Consider the following 4151-nt stretch of genomic DNA (forward strand, 5'->3'; position numbering starts at 1 on the left):
CCTGTCGCGATATCTAAGTGATCAAGAGTTTCATTGATCTTCTTCGTTACAGGAGGTGGCGTTACGGTGACAGGTTTCGATTCAACTTTTTTCTCTACATTATTCTCATTTGTAAAGGAAATAGAAGCCTTATTTTCAATGGTTGTGCCTGTCACACCATTTTTAACTTTTGCAGGAATGACTAGTTCAACAGTTGAGTATTTTGCAAGTTCACCAAATTGACCATCCTTCACCGTTGCCGTAATCTCTTGGCCATTGGTGCGGATATCAAAGAGGGCAGCTGCAGAACCTTTAATACTTACGGCACCTGCAAGTTCCAAATTAGCATCTAGTGTATCACGAATCACAAATTTCTTGTAATTTGCAACATCACTTGGTACTGCTGTTGTAATGTTGTAGTTGTATGGTTGTCCATCAAATGTTTGGAATGTATCCAAGTTTTCATTAATCTTCTTATTAATAGAAGGTTCTTTTGGTTTTGGTGGTGTAACCGTTACTTTATTTGATGTTTTCTTGATATCATTCAAGACAACATCTGCCGTGTTAGGTACTTTAATTTGACCATCTTCCTTATATTTAGAAAGGTCAGCACCCGCACGAATCTTAGCCTTGAAGGTCAATTCAAGGTATTGAACATCTTTAGTCTTACGACGCGTTACCTTACGTGAGATTTTTTCGAGTTGAGTTTTATCAAGAGTCAGTGAAACAGTTTGACCTTCAACTTTTACAGCAGTTTTCAACTCAGTATTATCTTTTTCACCAAGTTTTACATTCAAGCTATCTGCCTGAACTTCCAACTCTGAAACAACTGTATCTGTAAGGCTGAATGTATCTGCAAGGCCTGGCCATGGAACAGTCACTTTGTACTCGAAGAGTTGTTCTTCTGTCTTAAGATCTTCATGTTCCTTATCATTGACCTTCTTCGTAATTTCTGTTACAACTGGTGGTTTCACATAAACAGGATTTGAACGGCGAATCGTACTTGGTTTAGTATCTGTCTTGGCATGCGCATCTTGGTTTGGTTGATTGTCATCACCATTCCACATGATATTACCCTGGTTCAGCAAACCGAATCCATCATTATCCTGAAGAAGGGCCATAAATTCTTTACTTGCTTGATTATTGCGGTATTGTTCTTTCAAACGAACCTTGATGGTCATTTGAGCTTTCTTCAATACCAAGTAATTATAGTTTGATCCTTTAGCAGGAACATCAGCAACAACAACATCACGTTCGTTTCCAAGATCGTCATTTTGTTTCACGACACGAGTGGCCCATTTTTCTCCATTTGGTCCAGTAGCTGAACTTTCAACTACTTCCAAACGGTAGTCAAGTGGGTCTGTCAACATGACGTTCTTTTCAAATTCGTAGGCTACGTTATTGAAGTTGTAATCAAGAGTATAGGTGAACTCCTCTGCCTTGTCTGACAATTGTGCAGAATAGGCTTTTTTCTTTGTCAAACCAAGCGGGTCATCAATTTCTCCCAAGTCATTTCTCTTATCTGCGTCGGTAATTTTCTTAGTGACACTTGGGTAACAGTACTCGAGCTTTTGAACTTCAACTTTTTCATTACGTCCACCGATTTTTTGAGTTTTAAACTCACCCGTCTTGAAGACACCAGTCAACTCAGGAACTGTAACTTCTTCTTTTACAGGTTTATAATCAGCTGGCGGATCAACTTCATCCTCTTCATTCGTTTCAGGAGCACGTGCTTCCTTACTCAAATCATAGTCGAAACTGTTATTACCTGGATTGAAGACACTATCGGGTACATAGATTGTGACATTGTCGCCTTCTTGATTGATTCGACCACGAATTTGTTTTGATGGGTCTGTGACTTTTTCAACAACAGTCTTGCCATTGATTCGAACAGCATCCACCTTATATCCAGGTGTAACAGTGAACTCACCTTTAATGTCTTCCTTAATCAACGCAGCTCCAACAGATTCTAGAACTCGACTTGAGAACTTATTGATATCGCTTTGTTCATTAACATAGAAGGAAACATTCTTACCATTAATATTTTTAGCTGGAGAAGCCATCCCCTCTAATGCTTCATGGAAGATATCTTGGACACTTCGGTTATCTCCTATATTAAAATATTTTGAATAACCTTCTCTATATGTGTCATAATACTGAGCTTTAGAGTTTTCAAAGATTGATACGTCTTCCCAGAAACCTACTACTACAGTCCCTTCGGAACCAACAACATTTTTAAGTCTTGTAGATGCTTCCTTAACCTCTTCCACACGCCCTAAAACGTTTTGAGATGCTTCAGTTAGCTCATTAAAATTCCAGGCACGTGAAAGAATTTTGTTACGATAATCACTGTACTCTAGACGAACCTTACCATCCGGGTCACGTTTCCCATTAGCAACACCATCCGTAATCAAAAGGAAGATGGTCTTACGACCGTTAGCCATATTCCCTTTTATTTGATTATATTGAGCAATGACATCGTCAATAGCTGGAACGGTTGGTGTTCCTCCTGCTACCTTAATATTATCAATGAATTGATGGATATCATTTTGATCAGAAGACAAGTTGCTAGACTTGTATTTGTAATCATAATCAGCTCCCCAACCACCAACAACATCTTTACGACCTGTAAAATCATTATTGTAGTAATAGTTGTATCCATCCGCACCTTGGAAGGTTGCCATCATAACTCGGTCTGATGTATCCGGGTTATCAGTCTTAACCAAACGAGGATTATTCTCATCATAATTTTCTTCACTGACAAATGTTGTCAATGTTTTTAAGGCATTTTGGACATTAGGAATGGTGTTCCTGAACGATCCACTCGCATCCTGAAGGATAACTAAGTCGACCGGTTTACGTGGAACTGTCCACTTTGTTTGGTCCGATTTCTTTATCTTACGATAACATCCATTCTGGATAATTTCCGTATTATCTCCTACTCGAATTACCTCAGTTTCATCAGCCGCACCACGACCGAAACGTAAACTAGCTAATCCTAATGGCACAGAGAGAAACAGAATCGTAAACAGAATGGAGACCTTTTTAATGAAATCTCTCATAATTTTCTCTGAAATCCTATTGTGATTTCTTCTTCCTCCTTTTTCCCGAAATGAATGTATGTTAGTTTAGCAATTCTTGTAACTCTTTCGAGAAATTTTCAGCAGTGGTATGATTTACTAATACATTCTTTACCTGTTGCTGTTTTGTCACAAGATACATACTTGGTATGGTTTGAACCTGTAAAAGATCGGCTGCGGACTGATCTTCGTCATAATAATAGGGGAAAGTATATCCTTTTTCTTTGATATACTGATCAGCAGTTTCCTTTGTTTCTTTTCCTGGTTCGTTCATATTCAGAAGAACAAAATGAATTTGATCTCCATACTTTTCATACATCTGCTGAACAATGGGTAGTTGTTTCTGGCAATGCGGACACCAACTAGCCCATTCGACAACTAACATAGGTTTATCATACAGTTCCGAGATAGCAATCAATTTGCCATCTTGAGAGGTCATTTTAAATTCTGGAAGTTGTTGACCTTTTAAACTCAAAGCCGTATTGTTCTTATCACTAGAAGTTGATTGCGAAACTGACGATGAACCTATATCTCCATCCTTAGTGGGTCGGGTGTAATAAAGTAAACCCACCGCTAAACCTATGATGACACCCACCGCTAAAAATGGTAGCCACCACTTGTCTTTTTGCATAACATCTCCTTTCCTTTAATAGTAAAATACAACGAATAAGTCTTGAGTAGATAACATATTAATACAATCAAACAAAAACTGCGACTCATTCATTCCAAATGATATTTTATCATTTACTATTCATTTATACAAGCAATACGTTGTCAAATAGTAAACTTTTTTTAAAAGTAGAAAATCGCCATTAAATACCATCATTGTACAGTTTTTCTAATCATAAACTTGATTTCGTTTTCTGAGATTTGTCAGAATATTCCCGTTTCCGATGCATAATTGTAAGCAAGGCAAGAAATATGAATTGCCTATATTACCTATACTAAAATTTGCATCAAAATACTTTTATAACATTGCAAAAATAAAAAAGATTATCCAATTAGTGTACTGACCCCAAAAAGTTAGACAATTAATTTAAGTAAAGGATTTAGTTCTGTATTGCACAGGACTAAGTCCTTTTAGTTTGACCT

At 37.4% G+C, this 4151-nt stretch carries 1 protein-coding gene and 1 pseudogene; both read right to left on the reverse strand.

Annotated elements, in window-relative coordinates:
• Positions 1 to 3041: pseudogene (gene padA / locus GMD4S_RS11535) on the reverse strand (LPXTG-anchored isopeptide-forming adhesin PadA); the annotation flags it as partial.
• A gap of 61 nt (positions 3042 to 3102) precedes the next feature.
• On the reverse strand, positions 3103 to 3690 hold the full coding sequence (locus tag GMD4S_RS11540) for a TlpA family protein disulfide reductase (RefSeq protein ID WP_001168152.1): 588 nt from the start codon (positions 3688 to 3690) through the stop codon (positions 3103 to 3105).
• Positions 3691 to 4151 lie beyond the last annotated feature (461 nt).

The organism is Streptococcus sp. GMD4S, assembly GCF_000296955.1.